Origin of the sequence: Stenotrophomonas maltophilia, assembly GCF_025642255.1 — a bacterium.
GTDB classification, from domain to species: Bacteria; Pseudomonadota; Gammaproteobacteria; order Xanthomonadales; family Xanthomonadaceae; genus Stenotrophomonas; species Stenotrophomonas maltophilia_P.
The window spans coordinates 1,425,533-1,441,528 of sequence record NZ_CP106759.1; the positions used below are offsets into that span (position 1 = coordinate 1,425,533).

General features: G+C 65.8%; 15 protein-coding genes, 4 tRNA genes, 1 pseudogene and 1 riboswitch. Of the genes and pseudogenes, 13 read left to right on the forward strand and 7 right to left on the reverse strand.

The window, feature by feature from the left end:
- Positions 1 to 17: 17 nt before the first annotated feature.
- The 5 genes from N8888_RS06590 to N8888_RS06610 all read left to right on the forward strand — a co-directional run bounded on the left by N8888_RS06590 (position 18) and on the right by N8888_RS06610 (position 4,292).
- A complete protein-coding gene (locus N8888_RS06590; RefSeq protein WP_263177898.1) occupies positions 18 to 3,329 on the forward strand; it encodes a hypothetical protein in 3,312 nt (1,103 codons plus the stop codon).
- A gap of 55 nt (positions 3,330 to 3,384) precedes the next feature.
- Positions 3,385 to 3,460 (forward strand) — tRNA-Gly (locus N8888_RS06595).
- 155 nt (positions 3,461 to 3,615) lie between these two features.
- Positions 3,616 to 3,691: transfer RNA gene (locus tag N8888_RS06600), tRNA-Gly, on the forward strand.
- Between the two features lie 67 nt (positions 3,692 to 3,758).
- Positions 3,759 to 3,832: transfer RNA gene (locus N8888_RS06605), tRNA-Cys, on the forward strand.
- A gap of 190 nt (positions 3,833 to 4,022) precedes the next feature.
- On the forward strand, positions 4,023 to 4,292 hold the full coding sequence (locus N8888_RS06610; protein WP_053520307.1) for a hypothetical protein: 270 nt from the start codon (positions 4,023 to 4,025) through the stop codon (positions 4,290 to 4,292).
- On the opposite strand, the pseudogene N8888_RS06615 reads toward N8888_RS06610, so the two are convergent.
- Together N8888_RS06615 and N8888_RS06620 are read right to left on the reverse strand one after the other, a co-directional pair.
- Positions 4,289 to 5,368, reverse strand: a pseudogene (locus N8888_RS06615) (alpha/beta hydrolase). The gene N8888_RS06610 and the pseudogene N8888_RS06615 overlap by 4 nt on opposite strands.
- Positions 5,369 to 5,441: 73 nt before the next feature.
- The gene (locus N8888_RS06620) at positions 5,442 to 5,936 is read right to left on the reverse strand and encodes a DUF6265 family protein (protein WP_263177899.1); all 495 of its coding nucleotides are present in this window, start codon (positions 5,934 to 5,936) and stop codon (positions 5,442 to 5,444) included.
- A 133-nt stretch (positions 5,937 to 6,069) separates the two neighbouring features.
- Here N8888_RS06620 and N8888_RS06625 point away from each other — a divergent pair, with 133 nt between their 5' ends.
- Positions 6,070 to 6,903 (forward strand): AraC family transcriptional regulator, encoded by an 834-nt coding sequence (locus tag N8888_RS06625; protein WP_128989011.1) that lies wholly within the window; start codon positions 6,070 to 6,072, stop codon positions 6,901 to 6,903.
- Positions 6,904 to 6,907: 4 nt separating this feature from the next.
- Here the strand turns inward: N8888_RS06625 and crcB are convergent, their stop codons facing one another.
- Both crcB and N8888_RS06635 read right to left on the reverse strand, forming a co-directional pair.
- Positions 6,908 to 7,300 carry a fluoride efflux transporter CrcB gene (gene crcB / locus N8888_RS06630; RefSeq protein ID WP_053520303.1) on the reverse strand — a complete coding sequence of 131 codons (393 nt, stop codon included), beginning with the start codon at positions 7,298 to 7,300 and terminating at the stop codon, positions 6,908 to 6,910.
- A gap of 81 nt (positions 7,301 to 7,381) precedes the next feature.
- Positions 7,382 to 7,445, reverse strand: a riboswitch (Fluoride riboswitch).
- Positions 7,446 to 7,467: 22 nt separating this feature from the next.
- Positions 7,468 to 7,869 carry a hypothetical protein gene (locus tag N8888_RS06635; protein WP_053520302.1) on the reverse strand — a complete coding sequence of 134 codons (402 nt, stop codon included), beginning with the start codon at positions 7,867 to 7,869 and terminating at the stop codon, positions 7,468 to 7,470.
- A gap of 111 nt (positions 7,870 to 7,980) precedes the next feature.
- Between N8888_RS06635 and N8888_RS06640 the strand changes: the two genes are divergently transcribed.
- Together N8888_RS06640 and N8888_RS06645 are read left to right on the forward strand one after the other, a co-directional pair.
- The gene (locus N8888_RS06640; protein ID WP_053520301.1) at positions 7,981 to 8,190 is read left to right on the forward strand and encodes a helix-turn-helix domain-containing protein; all 210 of its coding nucleotides are present in this window, start codon (positions 7,981 to 7,983) and stop codon (positions 8,188 to 8,190) included.
- 349 nt (positions 8,191 to 8,539) lie between these two features.
- Positions 8,540 to 8,776 (forward strand): hypothetical protein, encoded by a 237-nt coding sequence (locus N8888_RS06645; protein WP_019337197.1) that lies wholly within the window; start codon positions 8,540 to 8,542, stop codon positions 8,774 to 8,776.
- Between the two features lies 1 nt (position 8,777).
- Here N8888_RS06645 and N8888_RS06650 read toward each other — a convergent pair whose 3' ends face one another.
- Together N8888_RS06650 and N8888_RS06655 are read right to left on the reverse strand one after the other, a co-directional pair.
- The gene (locus N8888_RS06650; RefSeq protein WP_263177901.1) at positions 8,778 to 9,824 is read right to left on the reverse strand and encodes a 4Fe-4S dicluster domain-containing protein; all 1,047 of its coding nucleotides are present in this window, start codon (positions 9,822 to 9,824) and stop codon (positions 8,778 to 8,780) included.
- Positions 9,821 to 10,108, reverse strand: coding sequence for a hypothetical protein (locus N8888_RS06655; protein ID WP_263178363.1), 288 nt, complete (start codon positions 10,106 to 10,108; stop codon positions 9,821 to 9,823). The genes N8888_RS06650 and N8888_RS06655 overlap by 4 nt, the downstream gene beginning before the upstream one ends.
- 180 nt (positions 10,109 to 10,288) lie before the next feature.
- On the opposite strand from N8888_RS06655, the gene N8888_RS06660 reads away from it, so the two are divergent.
- Together N8888_RS06660 and hemN are read left to right on the forward strand one after the other, a co-directional pair.
- A complete protein-coding gene (locus N8888_RS06660) occupies positions 10,289 to 10,729 on the forward strand; it encodes a group III truncated hemoglobin (protein WP_065175929.1) in 441 nt (146 codons plus the stop codon).
- Positions 10,730 to 10,773: 44 nt separating this feature from the next.
- Positions 10,774 to 12,183 (forward strand): oxygen-independent coproporphyrinogen III oxidase, encoded by a 1,410-nt coding sequence (hemN, locus tag N8888_RS06665; RefSeq protein ID WP_253119716.1) that lies wholly within the window; start codon positions 10,774 to 10,776, stop codon positions 12,181 to 12,183.
- A 50-nt stretch (positions 12,184 to 12,233) separates the two neighbouring features.
- Here hemN and N8888_RS06670 read toward each other — a convergent pair.
- A tRNA-Leu gene (locus N8888_RS06670) sits at positions 12,234 to 12,320 on the reverse strand.
- Between the two features lie 131 nt (positions 12,321 to 12,451).
- On the opposite strand from N8888_RS06670, the gene N8888_RS06675 reads away from it, so the two are divergent.
- The 3 genes from N8888_RS06675 to N8888_RS06685 all read left to right on the forward strand — a co-directional run bounded on the left by N8888_RS06675 (position 12,452) and on the right by N8888_RS06685 (position 15,986).
- The gene (locus N8888_RS06675; protein ID WP_053519798.1) at positions 12,452 to 12,886 is read left to right on the forward strand and encodes a BLUF domain-containing protein; all 435 of its coding nucleotides are present in this window, start codon (positions 12,452 to 12,454) and stop codon (positions 12,884 to 12,886) included.
- Positions 12,887 to 13,021: 135 nt separating this feature from the next.
- Positions 13,022 to 14,308: a nucleotide sugar dehydrogenase gene (locus N8888_RS06680; protein ID WP_263177902.1), complete on the forward strand. Its 1,287-nt coding sequence runs from the start codon at positions 13,022 to 13,024 to the stop codon at positions 14,306 to 14,308.
- A gap of 55 nt (positions 14,309 to 14,363) precedes the next feature.
- The gene (locus N8888_RS06685) at positions 14,364 to 15,986 is read left to right on the forward strand and encodes an FMN-binding glutamate synthase family protein (protein WP_053519800.1); all 1,623 of its coding nucleotides are present in this window, start codon (positions 14,364 to 14,366) and stop codon (positions 15,984 to 15,986) included.
- Positions 15,987 to 15,996 lie beyond the last annotated feature (10 nt).

The window sequence follows — 15,996 nt, forward strand, 5'->3', positions numbered from 1 at the left end:
GCTGGCAGATGGAGGCTGTGCACGAAACGAGGCAGGGCGGTGGGCAGACCGCCTACCGGGCGTACCGTAATCGGATGCTGGAGCGTTGCCGGGGACGATCCGCCGGTACGTTCCACGACGACATCGACGACGAGCGGACGGAAGACCAGCCCGAAGCACCACGCAATCGCATCCGCGGCTTCCGCATCGCTGTGGCCGATGCGCTGCGTGGGCAGGACCCGACTGTGGTCACCGAGGAAGACATGGCGCGCCGTGCGCTGGGCATTCCGGCGGACATCGCGCTGCATCCCGGCAAGGGCCGCGGGTGGCCGCTTCTGGTGCAGGTGTTCATGCCGTTCCCATGGGTGCTCAGGTACGTGCGACATGCGCTGTCGCGGATCCGGACGTTCGAGGGCCGCCAGTACGTGTACTGCCAGTTCCACGCACGGCTGTTCCTGCATGCGGAAGCACGCATGTACAGCCGCAGCCTGGACATCGCCCTGCGCCGCTTCGAAGCCACGTCGTGGGAAGAACTGCGGGCGCTGCAGCTGCGGGATGCCGGCTGGCTCATCGCTGCCCATCGCCTGGGCCTCCGTCGGCTGGCGGACCTCGACCGGTGTGCTGGACGGTCTGAAGCGCCTGGATGGTTTGCGCGGTGGATGGTGGATGAAGGCATCATCCAGCACAAGGAAGAGCTGCAGTGGCTGCAGTCCGCGCACACCGCGCACAGGACATGGAGCGTCGGCTGGCGGCCGCGGAGAACGCTGCGCGAGCCGGTGCGTTCCGTTGTACGCCAGCTGAGGCGCGCGGGCGTGGCGCGGCCGCACCTGGCGCGCCTTCATGATGTCGATCTGGAAGAATCTGATGCGGCGCGTCTGGCCGCGAATCTGACACTGCTGGCGGGTGCCGGCGTTGCGCCCGTGCACGGGGTATTCGATTCTGCACGTGATCTGTTATGGCGCACGCCGACGAAGACGTGGGCCTGGGTGCTGGGTGCAGCCGGCGCACGCACACCTGCCGATATCCGCACGCTGCGCGGCTACCTGGGGTTTCATGCTCCACCGCCTGACTGGATCGCCCATCATCTGATCGCGTGTGGTGCAGGCCTCGATGCACTTGCCACTTGCTGTCGGTTGCTGGGCGAGCTGAGCGATGATGTCCCGGCCGAAGATGTGGAGGCCGCCATCGATCTTCTGCTGGCAGCACCTCATTGCCTCGACTTCACGCAGTTGGGGGCCTGCAGCCGGTATCTGCGACGGCCCGATCGGCTGGATCGATTCCTGCAGGTGCTGGTTCGCCATGATCTCGGTGCAGCGGGCCACGTTGTTGCGTTCCAGGCCTGCTATCGCGTCGGTGACGCCGATCGCCTGGACGCGTGGTTGACCCTCATTGCGGGGCGCACAGCGGGCATGGACGTCGATGTGCTGGTCGAATGGGTGGGTCGAATGCTTGCACAGGGGAGCCTGGACGCATTCCAGTACCTGCATTCGGCCATTGCGCCTGCTGATTTTGCAGAGCTGCGGAAGCTGGAAGTGCTGGCGTCCCTCGGTCCGGGACTGCTGCGTTACCTGGTTGAAGACAAAGGCCTGGATTCGGTAAAAGCGCTGCGCGACTGGTACTTCGCTACCCGGGGCCTGCACGGGGTGACCTGGTGGGGCGGCAGCGATCCCGAACTGTGTCGGCTGCTGGCGGATGACGCCTTCCAGCGCCACAACTTCGGCTTCATGATGCAGAACCATCGATGCGTCCTGGAGGTGGTCGAACGACGGGCGCACCAGGTGATTCCGCGCCCGCAGAGAACCGTCGACACAGATGCCATGGCGCGCTACTACGATGCGCTGGCCACGCAGCGTCGCGAAGAGATGGCGCGCCTCCTGCCGCAGTTGCCCGCGATGCTGGAGGGAACCGGCGGACTTCTGCTCGCATCGGTCCTTCGCGCAGGCGCAATCTCGACGACAGCACTGCAGGACAGGCTGGGCCAGTTGCAGCCCGCGGTCGATCAGTTGCTGGCCGGGCAGGGAACAACGTCAGTCGAGCTGGACGAGGTGGATGCGGAGCTCATTTCGATGGTCTACCGCACGTCCGTGGATGTTGTCCGTGGCAGTTGGGCGGCGGCACGCGGATTCCAGTCGCACCTGGATGGATGGAGGCTGGAGCCGTTCCATCCGATGGCCTGGCAACGCTCGATCAGAAAACGCACAGGCGTGCTGGAGCGCAGCAGCCTGCTGGCGCTGAAACGTGCCAGCGAACATGCAACGCGGTTCCAGCACGGCGCGGATGAGGGGCCGCGAACGTTCCGTGACCTGCGATCAAAACGGCTGCGGGATCCCGCGCGGGATCCGTGGTCGGTCTCCGCCCATCTCGGCCTGCTGCTGGCTGCCGCAGGCAATGATCCAGAGATCCTCCAGTGGCGGCGCAGCACCTTCAGCGAAGTCGCCAGCATGCCGGAGGACGGTGCGCAGACCAGCGAGTACCTGGAGCAGCTGGATCGGTTGTTCAACAGCGCATTGCCGGATGCCCTCGACGAACATGCGCAGCGTTTTCTGCATAGCCTCGCTCCCGATGACGCCGCGCGGCTGCTGCAGCGGCTGCTGCCGCCATCGCCGTCCGCTCACACTGCGGTACCGGTCATGTCACTGGATCAGGCCTTCGCGCAGATGCGCAAGCACGTTCTGGATGTCTGCCTGCGCTGGGTGAAGCGCGAGAAGGGCAGGTATGGCCGCCCGGACCCATCCGGATCGTGCACGCATCTGCAGGCGATGTTGACCAAGCACCCGGCGGCGTACTTCGCCAAGCATGCCGCCAATCTATGCTCACGCGATCGCGCTGCGATGTGGCAGGAGGCGCGTCACGCCCACCTGGTCGTGTTCGATCCGAGGCAGCGACGATTGGCGGGCATGGCCATGGTGAACATCGAGGTCGTGCCGTCCCTGCACGCTTCCGGCAGCTGCCTCATCATCCGCGCGATCAATCCCATGGAAGACATGCTTGCGACGCATTGTCTCCGGTCCATCGTGGAGTCCTTCCTGGACATCGCCATCCAGATCGCAGAACGCAACGACCTGGTTGCGGTACTGATGCCCTGGCACAACGGGGCCCATCTGTTGTCGAACCTTCCCGGGATCGAGAAGTACCTCGAGAAGCAGTACCTGCAGAAGGCTCAGGCGGCACCTGCAGACCGGTCTGGCGAGCTGATGGCCAACAACGACCTGCGCCGCCGGCCCCGCAAGGTGCAGGCCAGATTCTCGGCATTCGAGCAGGGAATGGAGATCGTCGGGACGCTGTATGCAATCTGGCAGCGGGCCCCGGCCGATCCAGCCGCGCGTCGCACGCCATCGGAAGACGGTTGACGGCGTGAAGGAACTTCGACACAATAGCGCTCCTTCGACGCAGGTCGAAGAATCTGCGGGAATAGCTCAGTTGGTAGAGCGCAACCTTGCCAAGGTTGAGGTCGCGAGTTCGAGTCTCGTTTCCCGCTCCAGATTCTACAGGGCCCCGGTTGGGGCCTTGTTTTTCTCCCGCACTTGGCAAGGCGGGGCCCGTTGAGCCACAAGGCTTTTCGCGCAGTCAGAAAAGTGAAATCAGGTGTGAAATCGCTGGTGTGAGTTCCGGGCTTCCGGTATCATGACAGCCTATGCGGGAATAGCTCAGTTGGTAGAGCGCAACCTTGCCAAGGTTGAGGTCGCGAGTTCGAGTCTCGTTTCCCGCTCCATGTTCCGACAGGCCCCATCGCGGGGTTTTGTCATGTCAGGGGCTCCATTCCTGGCGCGCGGTACGTTGGCCTCATGGCAGAGTGGCTATGCACCGGATTGCAAATCCGTTTACAGCGGTTCGATTCCGCTTGAGGCCTCCAATTGAAAAGCCCTGACTTCGGTCAGGGCTTTTTTTTTTGCGCCGTCATTGTGCGCTGCCAAGCGTGCCTGACGTCTCAGTCTCAGCCGCCTACGACATGGGAAGGGGGTATGGTCAGTGCACAGGCCTTCGGGCGCGGCAATGGCGGGCAGGGACACGATGGCGCGTGGCGGACAGGCGGCGGATCGGCAATGAGCAAACCCACAACGGAAGTACGCTGGCTGACATTCCGGCTGATGAACGGACAATCGATCGGCCCGGAGCGCCTGCGCGACGGCTGGAGCACTGCTTCGGAAACCCGCCACTGCGGGGTCCGGCGCGAGGCCATCGAGGGGGCAGGTGTGGTCTACGCGCTGTACGGGCCTGCCAACCTGGCATCGCCGCGTCGTGCCGAGATGCGCATGCGTGAGTTCCTGATGAGCAGCGGCTACACCTTCACCATGGGCACGCTGGGCGGCTAGCGCATTGCGGCAGCCTTCAGGGCCGCGACCACCTGTTCTGCGGAGAAGCCGCAGTGGCCCGTGCCTGCTGCGGGCAGTACGCGCGGGAGCGGCGTCGCACCCGCGTGCGCGGCCAGTTGCGGGTAGCGTTCCTGCATGCGCGGTGCGATGGTGGGATCGTCGTTGTTGAACTGGATCACCAGCGGCCGCTTCAGCGCGCCGGTCAATCCGAGTGTTTCGCGCACGCGCGCCTGTGCTGCGGGAACGGCGGCGATGCGCTGCACCCCTGCATTGAACGCGACGTCATCGCCGAATCAACGATAGACGACGCCGACGTTGCCGACTGGCATGCCGCCACTGCGCGTGGCCAGTTCATGCAGGACCAGGGCGTGCAGGCTGATCGTTCCGGGCAGCGCATCGGACGCGACCTGCAACTGTGTGGCCAGCAGCGCAGCGGAGTGCGGCGCGCGTTGCAGGGCGTTGGCGATGCCTTGGTACAGCTCGCCCTGTGGTACCGAAGCCGCTTCGCTGGATGCCAGGCCAGCGGCAGGCAGTCCCTCGGCATGCGGGAAGAAATAGTCGAACGCGACCAAGGTGGTGAGCAGGTCGCCGGCCAGCTGCTCGCCTGACAGGTTGGCGCCGCACAGGGAAACACCACCGGCGTAGTGGGCCGGATGCCGTTCCAGACTGGCCACGGTCACCGCACCGCCCATCGAAAAACCGAGCAGCCAGGTATTGCGCACGCCCTTCAAACCGGCCAGCGTGTGTTGACGCAGGCGTTCCACATCGTTGATGGCATCGGCCACCGCCCACCCCTGGCTCGCGTAGGCGCTCTGTGCGACCGCGTAGCCGGCCGCCAGCAGAGGCGCGGTCGCCTCGTTGGCGGCCATCGGCGATTCGCGTGGCGTGCCCACCGGCTCATAACCGTGCGCCAGCATCACCAGATCGCCGTTCCAGTCCGCAGGGATGTCCAGGCGCCACGGCGCACCCTGCAGCTCGCCACTGAGCATGCGTGGCGGGGCGGGCGGTGCCGCCAGCAGTGACGTGGAAGGTAACGCCAGGGCCAGTGCCAGGGTCAGTCGGAGAAGGGCACGCATCGTGTTCATCCGGGCAGGTGATACGCCGAGCATAGAACCGGCCGCGGTGCCGTGCCCGCTGCAATGCGTCAGGTCAGGGGGCCATCACCGGCCCGCCGCAGGCGACGCGGTGCATCGGAAAATCCATGGCCTGTGCCGGATCGTCCTGTGCGATCTCGATACGTGCGTGCAGGCGCTGCCCAGTGATGCGGCGATAGGTGATCCGTTGCGGGAAATCATTGGCCGGATTCTCGAAGACGACCTCGTCGGCCTCCACCCGGACGGCACTGAAATCAGTAGCGTTGCGGCCGGAGGGCAGCGCGGTGAACACCAGCCGCCCATCGTCGTGCTGGCGCAGCTGCATGAACTCGAAACCCACGGTGCGCCCGTCGCGCAGGCTGCGGCTGCTGCCGAACATCGTTCCGCCGGCCACGGTGGACCACTGCTCACCGGCTCCAGGTGGCTGCCCGTCCAGCTGCCAGCAGCCGGAGAGCCAGCCGAGCTGTTCAATGTCTGCGGTTGCAGCGGCGTGCGCATGGGCGGCGAAAAGCAGCAGAGGCAACACGGCGCGGGCGATCCGGTTCGACATCGTGGGCTCCATGCGCGGGACGGTGGCCCCTGTATAGCGCCGCGCAGCGCCGGCGGCCAGCGCCGCACGCAATGACGTCGAATTCGATACGATCTGCGGGTTCCTCCCCCTTCTGCTTGCCCTGGAGTCCGACATGGTGGATCGCCTCGCCGTCCTGCTTGAGCGTTTCGCGGTCACTGCGTCGGTCTTCCACGCCGGTGCACTGTGCGGCATCAACAGCCTGGAGGGGGAGGACGAAGCCGGCCAGCTGCATCTGGTACGGCGTGGACCGGTGCAGGTCAGCCATGGACAACAGACCGTGCAGGTCGAGGTGCCCAGCCTGCTGCTGTACCCGAGGCCGATGCCCCACCGTTTCCAGACCGACCCGCACCTCGGCGCCGACATGGCCTGCGCCAACCTGCATTTTGAAGGCGGCCGGCTCAATCCGATCAGTGCCGCATTGCCTGATTTCATCTGCCTGCCACTGGCGGACCTGCACGGCAGCGATGCGGTGCTGGAATTGCTGTTCGAGGAGGCGTTCGAGCAGCGTTGTGGCCGTGCGGCAATGGTCAATCGTCTGTTCGAGGTGGTGATGATCCAGGTGCTGCGGCAGCTGATGGAAGGCGGTGAGATGCGCGGCGGTCTGTTTGCTGGCCTCGGTCATCCGCGCCTGCGTCTGGCATTGGTCGCGATGCACGAGGCGCCGTCGCAGGCATGGACGCTGGAAGACCTTGCCGACGTCGCAGGAATGTCGCGCAGCGTATTCGCGGCGAGCTTCCGTGAGGCGATGGGCACCACCCCCGGCCAGTACCTGCAGGGCTGGCGCGTAGGCCTGGCGCAGCAGGCCCTGCGCCAGGGCCGACCGCTGAAGCGGATTGCCGACGAGGTGGGCTACGGCAGTGAAGCGGCGCTTTCGCGTGCGTTCAAGGCGCACACCGGGCAATCGCCCCGGCAGTGGCGGGGGCAGGTGCGGACCTCCGCGGCCTGAGCGTTCAGCCCAGCGCGAGGCGGGCCAGCTTCATGCCCACGAACAGGCCGGCCAGTCCCAGTGCGATCGATCCCCCTGCATACAGCGCGGCCAGTCCGTGCTGCCCCCGTTGCAGCAGCAGGCCGATCTCCAGCGAATAGGTGGAGAAGGTGGTGTAGCCGCCCAGAATGCCCGTGGTCAGCAGCAGCCGCAGCTGCGGCGATGCGCCGTTGCGCAGGGCGAAGGCCTCGACGACCGCCCCCATCAGCAGGGCGCCGCTGATGTTGACCAGGAAGGTGGACCAGGGCCATGGACTGCCGACGGCGAACCGCGTGCCGATCAGGTTGCAGGCATGGCGCAGGCAGGCGCCGGCGCCGCCTCCCAGGAAGACCAGGACGTAATTGTTCAGTGCTTGCATTGCGGGCCTCGAGTACGTGTTCGCAGATGCGGAGGCGAACGCGATGGCGGGCACGGCCTGCCATCGACGAACGCCAGGTTCGTCACAGCAGGAGCCATCAGCCATGCCTGGCGGTTATCGGGGGAGCCCCATCCCCATCGGTCACCATGCTACCAGCGCCGACCCGGTCAGGGCAGGGAGGTCATCACCACGCGGGCCACCCTGCTGCGGCTGACGCCATCCATCAACAGTTCGAATGCCAGCAGATCCAGTGCCGCGTGGCGCCGGTGGTCGATCTCCAGGCCCTTCTCGGCGACCAGCACGCTCACCAGTTCATAGGCATCCTGCCAGACATCCAGGTGCGCTTCGCTGGGCATGTAATAGCTGGTGCGTTCGCCGACGCCCCGCCCATGGATGCCGTACAGCAGTTCGCGTGCATCCAGCTTGGCTGCGTCGGCGATCCGGAACAGCTGTTCGGCCTTCACATGTGAGGGGCTGACGTGGTCGTTGAGCCAGTTGCTGATGGTCGCCGTCGTTGAAGCGGCGGCGCGGGCCAGATCGGCCGGGCGTGGGTGCCCGGCTTTCTTCATGGCAGTGGCGAGTCGTTGGCCGAGAGTATTCATCTATGCAAGCCAGCTTAACGCGTGGAAGCGAAAGAATCCTTGCCGCAAGAATAAGTCTGGTTAACGACAGGACCGACCATGACCGATTTCTGGAGCAAACGGCAGGTGCGCACGCGCCTGGGATTCCAGACCGACGCCGAGCTGGCGCAGTTCTTTGGCATAACGCGATCCGCTGTGTCGCAATGGCCCCAGGAAGCGCCCATTCCTCCATTGCGACAGTTCATCCTCCACCAGCGCCATCCCGACCTGTTCCCTTGGGCTGAGGCCTCTGAAGACGAATCAAGCTAGGTTGCGTCTGCAAATGTCGTATTTAGCACGCTTTGCGGTATGTGTTAAGCATGCTTATCAATATAGGGAAAATTGATCGAAACCCCCGTTGCGATTGATCGCGCCACGAAGCTGCCTTGGCGACGGAGGCACCACGGCGTCGGGATCGGCCCCTTCTTTTGCCTGTGCCGATCACAGACCGTTATGTGAACGATTAATAATTTCAATCGAAAAAGTCGCTGCATGTAATTGACCTGTCGTGAAATCTGTGACTAATTGAGGTCAACCGGTCGTGAAGCCCGGGAGTCTTTCAGCACGCAAGTGAGTCGGTAGACCGTCAACGATGCAGGACAAGTCCAACGGAGGTCGTATGGAATACGGCATGCATGGCTTGGCTGAACGGGTACGCCGCGAACTGGAAGCCAGCTATCACAAACACGGATGCGGCCCTGCCTTCTGGGACACGTACCAGCAGGTGCTGGACCGCCTGGTCCCGCAGGGGACCGAGCGCACGGAAGTGACCAATGAAATGGCGCTGATCATCGAGCAGCTCGGAATCGTACGGCGTGCCCAGCTGGTGCCTCCGCACGCCAACGGGTCGCGCTGATTCAGAGCAGGTGCCAGGCGCCAGCGCTCAGCAGCACCAGCAGCAACGATGCCAGGACCACGGTTCGCGGTCGCCACCCGCGCCGCGGCTGCCCTGCCATCGTCTGCGGGCTGCAGTAGCGGATCAGTCCCGGGCCGAAACCGGCCCGGGACTGTTGCTGCTCGCAGGCATCCAGGCAGGCGCCGCACGCCAGGCAGTCGGCCTGCGGGCCCTGGCGGATGTCGAGCTGCATCGGGCAGGCGTGGAGACAGGCCGCGCAATCGGTGCAGTCGCCGAGGCGGTCGGCGCTGAAGGTGGGCATGGGGCCGGCCAGCCATGGGTGCGCGGCGCGGAACACGTAGTCCTGCGCGGAGGTCGGATCGAGCAGGCCGCGACCGCGGCCGATCACGCCGCCAAGGCCAGCGGGCCGGGGCCCGCGGGGTTCGCCGCGGCGCGCGTCATACAGCATCCGGGGGGTCTGGGGGTCGACCAGCAATGGCTGCGCGCGCGCGAAGGGGCACAGCGAACGGCAGACCTGCTCCCGCAGGAAGCCGGCGTTGCCCCATGTGGCTGCCGCGTAGAACAGCACCCAGAAGGTTTCCCAGCCACTCCAGCCGCCCTGGACACTGGCGGTGACGAGGCCGGTGATCGGGCTGAACAATCCCACGAAGGTGATGCCGGTCCATAGCGACAGCAGTAACCATGCGGCCTGCGTGGCAGGACGCGCCAGGGCGCGTGGCAGGCGTTGGGCAAGAAAGCTGTCGATCAGGCTGAAGGCGTAGCTCCACACCGTCTGCGGGCAGGCATGGCCACACCAGATGCGGCCGGCGAGGTGGGTCAACAGCGCCAGTGCCATCGCCAGCGCCAGCAGCAGGCCCAGCAGCAGACCAACGTCGTCGGGCCACAGGGTCCAGCCGAACAGGTCGAAGCGACGTGCGTCCAGGTCCAGCAGCAGCGCCTGGCGGCCGTCCCAGCGCAACCAGGGCAGCCCAAGGAAGCCAACCAGCACACCGAGCCGCAGTGCGCCACGCCATCGCCACGGTGGGGAAGGGGGCCTTAGTGCGTTCATCCCAGAGGCAGCTCATCATCTGCGTCTGCCGGCATCGGCCGCAGCAGATATCCGGTGATCGCGCTGGACAGCGCCGTCACCGCCCAGAACATGAAGAAGCCGACCGTGTAGCCGAGTTCGCGACTGATCGCCTTGCCCGGAAAACTGATGGCCTGAAGGCGCAACGGGTCGACGAAAGCGAAGAACACCACGCTGGCCAGCCCGGCGGCGATGAAACTGGGCCAGAGGATGGCACCACAATGCTGGATCAGGCGCTGACGCGGGGACGAAGTGGGTGTATTCATGCGGTCGCGGGTCGGGAAGGGGGCGGCGCGTATACTCCGCCATGGCTGGCGCAGCATCCGCAGGGCATGTTTCCTGCTGGCATGTCAGCCTAGGCGCGCCCACGCGCGCCGACATTGATCTGGATCAACGGCGGTGCCGGCCGGTTGGCGCACCCTGCCGGCAATCGCCTGGTGCCTCTGATGAACGCTACGCCATCACTCGTCCCTCCTGTCGCCTCGCCCGCGCTGTGCACCGAAGAGGACGTGACCCGTCTGGTCCACGACTTCTATGCACGCGTGCGTGAGGAGGAGCGTCTGGGCCCCGTGTTCGACGCGCATGTGCACGATTGGCCCGGGCATCTGGCGCAACTGGTGGATTTCTGGTCCGCAATGCTCAGGGGAACGCGTCGCTTCAAGGGATCGCCCATGTCCAAGCACATGGCCATCGCCCTGGACAAGGACCTGTTCGACCGCTGGCTCGCGCTGTTCCGGCGCACCACCGCCGAATGCGGCAATCCACCGATGCAGGCGCTGGCCGATGATGTGGCCGCGCGCATTGCGGAAACGTTCTGGCGCCGGTACCAGATGCTGCGCTGGCCGCAGGTGGCGCTGCCGGTGCTGGGCGTTCCTGCGCGGGATTGATCTGGGTCAAGGCGGCACTGACTGTCCGGCGCGATGCTGGCGGCATGGACACGTTCTCTCCCGCTGCCGGCGGCCTGGCCTGGACCTTCGACCCCGATCTGCTGCGCCGGCATGACCGGCCCGGACCGCGCTACACCTCGTATCCGACCGCTCCGCACTTCCACGATGGTTTCGGCGCGCCCGCACTGCGCCAGGCGATCGCGGACAGCGACCTGCTGGCGCGCGCGCTGTCGCTGTACGTGCATGTCCCGTTCTGCTCCAGCCCGTGCTTCTACTGCGGCTGCAACCGGGTGATCACCCGTGATCGAAGCCGTGGCCACAGCTACGTCTCACGGGTCCTGGCCGAGGCCGATCTGCTGGCGCCGCAGTTCCAGAAGGGCCGTGAGGTGATCCAGCTGCACCTGGGGGGCGGAACGCCGAATTTCCTGGATGCCGAGGCAATGACCACGCTGATCGACGGCCTTCGCCGGCGTTTTGACTTCAGCTGCTCGGCCGAGCGCGATTTCTCGATCGAGCTTGATCCACGCTTCATCGAAACGCGTGACGTGGCGATGCTGGCACGGCTGGGCTTCAATCGCGCCAGCCTGGGCGTGCAGGACTTCGATCCCTCGGTCCAGGCGTCGATCAACCGTGTGCAGGGTGTGCAGCAGACCCTGGATATCCTGCGTGCCTGTCGTGACAGCGGCATGCGCTCGGTCAACGTGGATCTCATCTACGGGCTGCCGGGACAAAGCCAGGAAGGATTCGGCCGCACTCTCGAGCAGGTGCTGGCGCTGCGGCCGGACCGACTGGCGGTGTATGGCTACGCGCACCTTCCGCATCTGTTCCGCGCGCAGCGGCAGATAGACGAGCGCGCGCTGCCCTCGCCGGAGGACAAGCTTGCGCTGCTGGGACTTGCCGTGCAGCAGCTGTCCGCAGCGGGCTACCAGTACATCGGCATGGATCATTTCGCGCTGCCGGAAGAGGATCTTTCGCGCGCCCAGCGCGCTGGCCAGCTGCATCGCAACTTCATGGGCTACACCACCCATGCCGATACCGACCTGCTGGGCCTCGGCGTCAGCGCGATCAGTCATATCGGTGCGACCTACAGCCAGAACCCACGCGACCTGCCGTCCTGGGAGAGTGCGGTCGATCAGGGCCAGCTGCCGGTCTGGCGTGGCGTGGCGCTCAGCGCCGACGATCAGCTGCGCGCAGACTTGATCCAGCAGCTGATGTGCCAGGGAGAGGTCGATGGACGCGCGCTCGGCGATCGCCACGGCATCGTGTTCGACGACTACTTCGCCGAGGACCTGTGCGCCGTGCAACGGCTTCAGGACGATGGCCTGGTCGAGTATCGCGATGGCGTGGTCCGTGCCAGCGAACGCGGCCGGCCGCTTCTGCGCCTGCTGGCGATGTGCTTCGATCCCCATCTGCGTGCAGCGCACGAGCAGCCGCGCTATTCGCGCGCGATCTGAAGTGGTTGGGAGGTTCACGCCACTGCGTGTCGCAAACAGCCCAAAAGCCCTGGTGCCCGGAGCCGGAATCGAACCGGCATGACCTTGCGGTCGGCGGATTTTAAGTCCGATGCGTCTACCAGTTTCGCCATCCGGGCCTGCAGTGCGGCGCCGATTGTAGCCCAGCGGGGGCTCCAGCACCGGCGGCCGGGCATCGCACGGCGTGCTTAACTGTATCGCCCATTCATGCCATAGTCCCGACCATCGTTCCCAGGGGGGGAGCCACCTGATGTCGCTCTACGCGATCGCCTACGTCAGCGATGCCCGCGCCGATCTGCGGACATCCGATCTTGACCGCCTGCTGGCCGATGCCACGGCGTTCAATCGCGTGGCTGGCGTCACCGGGGTGCTGATGTTCGACGGTGCGCGCTTCCTGCAGTATCTCGAAGGTCCGCAGGATGGTATCGATTCGGTGTTCCCGCGCATCCTCAATGCCCGCAGCCATACCCAGTTGAAGGTGCTGTGCCGGGCGCCCGTGCCGCAGCGGGCGTTCCCCCGCTGGAACATGGGGACGCGACGCATCGAGGCGGAGCTGCTGGCACAGATCGTCGGTGAGGCGTGGCCGGGGTTGACGCTGGGCAGCGTGGGGTTCGAGCACCTGCTGCAGGCCTGGACCGGGGCCGATGGCGAGCTGGAGCCTGCCGCGGTCGCACTGGGCTCCTGACCTTGGCGACAAGGTCCTGACACCGTTACGCTGTAGCCCTCTTGCGAAGACTTCCCGGAGTGGGCAGCGAATGAGCGTGATGGCCGAAGCGGCGGCAGTGGGCGATCCGCCGCTGCCGGCATGGCGGGTGCATTGATGAGCGTGCCGGTGTCGGCGGCGGAAGCGCCCCGGTTCGCGGTGATCGGCCTGGGTTACGTGGGCCTGCCACTGGCCGTGGCATTCGGCCGGGAACAGCCGACGCTCGGCTTCGACATCGACCCCGAACGCATCGCCGAGCTGCGCGCGGGCCAGGACCACACGCTGGAGGTGGAGGCCGGGGAACTCGCCGCTGCACGCCAGCTGGAGTACAGCAGCGACCCTGCGCGGCTGGACGAGTGCAACGTGTACATCGTCACCGTGCCGACGCCCATCGATGCCTACGAGCAGCCTGATCTGGAACCCCTGCGCTCGGCGACGCGGTTGATCGCCAGCCATCTGCGCGCCGGCGATCTGGTGATCTACGAGTCCACGGTCTATCCCGGCACGACCGAGGAAGTCTGCGTGCCCTTGCTGGAGCAGGGTTCGGGCCTGCGATTCAACAAAGATTTCTACTGCGGCTACAGTCCGGAGCGGGTCAGCCCGGGGGACCGCCAGCGCCGTCTGGCCGACATCCGCAAGATCACCTCGGGTTCGACACCTGAGGTGGCGTCGGTGGTCGATGGGCTGTACCGCCGCATCATCGACGCAGGCACCTTCCCGGCGCCATCGATGCGCGTGGCCGAAGCGGCCAAGGTGGTCGAGAACATCCAGCGCGACGTCAACATCGCCCTGGTCAACGAGCTGGCGCTGATTTTCGACCGTCTCGGCATCGATACCCAGGACGTGCTGGACGCCGCGGGCAGCAAGTGGAATTTCCTGCCGTTCCGTCCCGGTCTGGTCGGTGGCCACTGCATCGGCGTGGATCCCTACTACCTGCTGCACAAGTCGGAAAGTGTGGGTTACCACCCGGACCTCATCCACACCGCGCGGCAGGTCAACAACCGTGTCGGCGAGCACGTGGCCATGCGCGTCCTGGCCATGTTGGCCGAGCGCGGGCGGACCGCGGCCCAGGCGCGCGTGCTGGTGCTGGGCGTCACCTTCAAGGAAGACTGCCCCGATCTGCGCAACAGTCGTGCGCTGGAGCTGGCGCAGCGCCTGGCAGACGCAGGCGCCCAGGTCGATGTCAGCGATCCATGGGTGGGCCCGGCGGCCTTGGCCGATGCCGGTGTGCGGTGGCTGGCCGAGCCGAAGGCCGGCTGTTACGACGCGGTCGTATTGGCAGTGGCGCATGCCAGTTTCAAGGCGATGGATGAAGCCCGCATCCGCGGCCTGCTGGCGCCCGGCGGCCTGGTGTATGACGTGAAATCGGCCTGGCCGCGCAGCGTGGTCGACGATCGCCTGTAGGCGTTGATGATGGCGGGCGCGGTAGACTCGGCTGCAGTTGCAACCAAGGAACGCCATGCACCGGTACATCGTCTACCTGCTCGCCATCCTGATGTTCCCCGTCTGCCTGTGGCTGGCCACGATATGGCCTGCCTGGTACTGGGGCGTCGGTCTGACCGCCGCGATGGTGGCGCTGGGGACCTGGGATCTGCTGCAGAAGCGCAGCACCCTGCGCCGCAACTATCCGGTCATGGCGCACTTCAGATACGGGCTGGAATCGATCGGCCCGGAGATCCGCCAGTATTTCGTGCAGAGTGATCTGGAAGACGTGCCCTTCTCGCGCCAGCAGCGTGCACTGATCTACCAGCGTGCCAAGAACGAGATGGATACGGTGCCGTTCGGCACGCTGCGTAGTGCGTATGCGGTGGACTACGAATGGATCAACCATTCGCTGGCACCGACCACCATCGCCCGGCACGATTTCCGTGTGCTGATCGGCGCAGGCTGCGCCAAGCCCTATTCGGCCAGTGTGTTCAACATCTCGGCGATGAGCTTCGGCTCGCTGTCGGCCAACGCGATCCGAGCGCTCAACGAAGGCGCACGCCGTGGCGGCTTCTATCACGATACGGGCGAAGGCTCGATCTCGCCGTACCACCGTGAGATGGGCGGCGATCTGGTCTGGGAGATCGGCTCGGGCTACTTCGGTTGCCGCGACGAGAAGGGCGGTTTCAGCGAAGAGCGGTTCGTCGCCAACGCCACCCATGACCAGGTGAAGATGATCGAGATCAAGCTGTCCCAGGGGGCCAAGCCCGGTCATGGCGGCGTATTGCCCGCGCCGAAGGTGACGGCCGAGATCTCCGTGACCCGTGGCGTGCCGATGGGGGTGGACTGTGTATCTCCGTCGCGGCACTCGGCGTTTTCCACGCCGGTCGAACTGCTGCAGTTCGTCGCCCGCCTGCGTGAACTGTCCGGTGGCAAACCGGTCGGCTTCAAGCTGGCCATCGGCCATCCCTGGGAGTGGTTCGGTATCGCCAAGGCGATGCAGGAGACCGGCCTGTTGCCGGACTTCATCGTTGTCGATGGCGCCGAGGGCGGCACGGGCGCGGCACCGGCCGAGTTCGTCGATCATGTGGGCGTGCCGATGCACGAGGCGCTGCTGCTGGTCCACAACACCCTGGTCGGGCTGGACCTGCGCGAGCGCATCCGCATCGGTGCGGCCGGCAAGATCACCAGCGCATTCGACATTGCCCGGACCATCGCGCTCGGCGCGGACTGGTGCAATGCCGGTCGTGGCTTCATGTTCGCACTGGGGTGCATCCAGTCGTTGAGCTGCCACACCGACAAGTGCCCGACCGGCATCGCCACGCAGGACCCGGCGCGCTGGAAGCACCTCGACGCGCCTGACAAGGCCACGCGCGTGCACAGCTACCACGAGCACACGCTGCATGCCCTGAAGGAGCTGTTGTGCGCCGCAGGCCTGAACGATCCGGCCGAACTGGGGCCGGAGCACATCCTGCGCCGCGTGTCGCCGGTGGAGATCCGCTCGCTGGCGACGCTGTATCGCTATCTGGAGCCGGGAGAACTGCTGCGACGGGTGCCGGATCACGCGGTATTCCATGCGTTCTGGGCAGATGCACGCAGTGATTCATTCCAGCCGCCGGCGCGGATCCAGGCGCTGAGAGCCAGCAAGTCGCGGTGATGGGGTTCCA